The organism is Actinoplanes sp. NPDC048791 (assembly GCF_040650095.1).
Taxonomy (GTDB): Bacteria; Actinomycetota; Actinomycetes; order Mycobacteriales; family Micromonosporaceae; genus Actinoplanes.
On record NZ_JBEZGQ010000841.1, the window covers coordinates 1 to 3,673 of the forward strand.

Annotated in this window: 3 protein-coding genes; all 3 read left to right on the forward strand. The window is 72.6% G+C overall.

Annotation, left to right across the window (positions count from 1 at the left end):
• Positions 1-1,432, forward strand: a 1,432-nt coding sequence (locus AB0C29_RS38130; RefSeq protein WP_360831135.1) for a beta-L-arabinofuranosidase domain-containing protein, incomplete at its 5' end; no start/stop codon positions are given.
• Positions 1,433-1,470: 38 nt separating this feature from the next.
• Complete coding sequence (locus AB0C29_RS38135; RefSeq protein ID WP_360831138.1) at positions 1,471-3,171, forward strand: hypothetical protein; 1,701 nt, start codon at positions 1,471-1,473, stop codon at positions 3,169-3,171.
• Positions 3,172-3,232: 61 nt separating this feature from the next.
• Positions 3,233-3,673: LacI family DNA-binding transcriptional regulator (locus tag AB0C29_RS38140; protein WP_360831141.1), on the forward strand; the 441-nt coding region annotated here is incomplete at its 3' end.

Consider the following 3,673-nt stretch of genomic DNA (forward strand, 5'->3'; position numbering starts at 1 on the left):
CCCGGGCGCCGACCCCGCGGCCGTCCAGCAGCTGGTCGGGGTCGCCCGCCGCTTCGCGGATCTACTGGTACGCCGGTACGGCCCGGACGGCACCGAAGCGATCTGCGGCCACCCGGAGATCGAGACCGCGCTCGTGGAGCTGTACCGCCTCACCGGCCACAAGCCGTACCTCGCGCTGGCGGCCCGGTTCGTCGACCTGCGCGGGCACGGCCTGATCGGCCAGGACAAGCTGGGCCCGCGCTACTACCAGGACCACCAGCCGGTCCGGACGGCCGACGAGGTCACCGGGCACGTCGTGCGCCAGCTCTACCTGCTGGCCGGCGCCGTCGACGTGGCCGTCGAGACCCACGACAGCGAGCTGCTGACTGCGGCCGAACGGCTGTGGGACTCGGCGCTGGGCAGCAAGACCTACCTCACCGGCGGGCAGGGCTCCCGGCACCGCGACGAGTCGTTCGGTGACCCGTACGAGCTGCCGCCGGACCGGGCCTACGCCGAGACCTGCGCGGCGATCGGCAGCTTCCAGTGGGCCTGGCGGCTGCTGCTGGCCACCGGCCGCGCCCGGTACGCCGACGAGATGGAACGGCTGCTGCACAACGGTATCGCCGGCAGCACCGGGGTCGACGGCACCTCGTTCTTCTACTCCAACCCGCTGCAGCTGCGCACCGGCCACGACGGCTCGCACGAGGACGCGCCCTCGCAACGGCTGGGCTGGTACTCCTGCGCGTGCTGCCCGCCGAACCTGGCCCGGCTGATGGCGTCGCTGCACGCGTACCTGGCCACCGGCGACGAAAGCGGCCTGCAGCTGCACCTGTACGCCACCGGCACGTTCGGCCCGGTCGAGGTGAGCACCCGCTACCCGTGGGACGAGCAGATCACCATCTCGCTCACCGAGGACGCGACGACGCCCTGGACGCTGGCCCTGCGGGTGCCGTCCTGGTGCGCCGACGCGCGGCTGACCGTCAACGGCGAGCCCGCCGCGACCGCCGCCGAGGACGGCTACCTGCGGCTGACCCGGGCCTGGCGGACCGGCGACCAGGTGGTCCTCACCCTGGCGATGCCGCCCCGGCTGGTGCGCCCCCACCCCCGGATCGACGCGGTACGCGGCACAGCGGCCCTCACCCGCGGCCCGCTGGTCTACTGCCTCGAACACGCCGACGTGTCCCTGCCCGGCGTGGTCTTCGAGGACCTCGCCCTGGACCCGGCCCGGCCGGTCGAGGTCGTGCACCGCGAGGACGCCCTGGCCCCGGTGACTCTGCTGGCCCCGGTCGTGGCCCGTCCCGCCGAAGCCGCCCCGCTCTACCGCACCGGGCCACAGGACGAGCCGCCGGCCACCACGGCCGGCACCGTCGCGGCCATCCCCTACTTCCTGTGGGCCAACCGGGCCCCCGGACCCATGCGGGTCTGGATCCCCACGGCCGCACCGGAGGCATGACCCGCTCCTCCCCCTCCCCCACGATCGAGGTGCACACCGTGCGACACCGAAGAACCGCAGCCGCCGCCCTCACCGTCCTCACGCTCGCCGCCGTCGGCGCGCTGCCGGGCCCGGCCCAGGCGGCCGGCAACACCCTCACCGTCAACGTCGGCACCACCGTCCGGCCCGTCACCCACGTGGCGTCCGGCGGTCTCTACGCCGTGGACACCGGCACCAAGCCGCCGCTGGAGCAGCTGTATCCGTTGCGGCTCAACCACCTGACCCAGCCGCCGCCCGGCGTCCAGCAGCTCGGCAACGGCGCCACCCAGCCGTGCTGCGACGGCCTGCTGGTCGCCGGAAAGGTGACCAGCGCGGGCGCCCAGCAGTTCCTGCGCATGCCCGACATCTACCCGAACTTCCCGTACCGCTGGGTCAGCTGGGCCGACTGGGAGGCCAAGGTCCGCACGATGGTGCAGGCCCGGCTCAACGCCACCGGCACCACCAACATCGACGGCTGGGAGCTGTGGAACGAGCCGGACTGGACGTGGAACACCGCCGCCGCCGGGCCGTTCACCGCCGGCTGGACCCGCACCCACCGGCTGATCCGTTCCCTGGACACCGTCACCCCGATCGTCGGGCCCAGTCACGCGTACTACAACCACAACTGGATGGTCGAGTTCCTCACCAACGCCCGGGACACCGGCACCCTGCCGGACGTGATCGTCTGGCACGAGCTCGGCAACGACGACTACCTCAACGTCGCGGCCCACGTCGCGGACTACCGGGCGGTCGAGCGGTCGCTGGGCATCTCGCCCCGGCCGATCTCGATCAACGAGTACGCCTCGCCGAGCCAGGTCGACATCCCGAGCGTCGCGGTGCACTACATGGCGGTCTTCGAGCGGCACGGCATCCGGTCCGCCGAACGCGCCTACTGGTACGAGGCCGGCACCGTCAACGGCCTGCTGCACAACAACGCCCCGACCGCGTCGTACTGGGCCTACAAGTGGTACGGCGACATGGCCGGCAACGTCGTGCAGACCGTGCCGGGCTCGTGGCTGGACGGCGTCGCCTCGTACGACCCCACGCGTCGCTTCGTCAACGTCGTGCTCGGCGGCGACAGCGGTAACAACACCGTGCGGGTCAACGGGCTCGGCGCGCTCGGCTCGCAGGTACGGGTGACGCTGTCGCGTACCAACACCACCGGGCGCGCCACCAACCAGAGCGCCCCGGTCACTGTCTCCGCGACGACGTACAACGTCTCCAACGGCAGCATCAGCGTGCCCGTCAACGGGATGGACGCGCTGGCGGCGTACCAGCTGCTCATCACCCCGGCGAGCGGGGCCGCCACCTGGCAGCAGCGCTACGAGGCCGAGAACGCCACGGTCGTCAACGCCAACCGGTTCTCCTCCGGCTCGGCCTCCAACGGCGGCTACGTCGGGCAGATCGACGGCTCGGCGACCGCGCGTGACCAGTCGTTCGTCGACTTCCTCGTGAACGTGCCGACGGCCCGGGCGTACACGATGACCATCGGCTACGCCAACGGGACCGGCGCGACCGCCACCCACGGCCTGGCCTACAACGGTGGCGCCTGGAGCACCGTCAGCTATCCACCGACAGCCGCCTGGGGTGCCTTCGGGGCGACGGTGAACGCGACCGTCAACCTGCGCGCCGGTTACAACGTCATCCGGCTGGCCAAGGGCGCACCGCAGCTCAGCGCCCGCACCGGCTACGCCGAGCTGGACTACGTGCAGCTGAGCTGATCGGCGCCGGTGCCGGGTCCACCGCGATGGGCCCGGCACCGGTGCACGGTAGGTTCTCAGCATGCCCCGGCAGCGTCCCGTCACCATCCGCGACGTGGCTGCCCTGGCCGGGGTCTCGGTGGGCACCGCCTCCAAAGCTCTCAACGGGCGCGGCTCGCTGCGCGCCGGCACCGTCGACCGGGTCCGCCAGGCCGCGGCCCGGCTCGACTTCCGGCCCAGCCAGGCCGCCCGTGACCTGCACGCCGGCCGCACCTACACGGTCGGCATGATCACCACGGACACCATCGGCCGGTTCAGCATCCCGCTGCTGATCGGCGCCGAGGACACCCTGGGCGGCGGGCAGATCTCCGTACTGCTGTGCGACGCCCGCGACGACCCGATCCGCGAGCAGCACCACCTCAAGGTCCTGCTGGGCCGCCGGGTCGACGGCATCATCGTGACCGGCCGCCGGGCCGGGACCCGGGCGCCGATCGGCGGGCCCGCCGGCGTGCCGGTCGTCTAC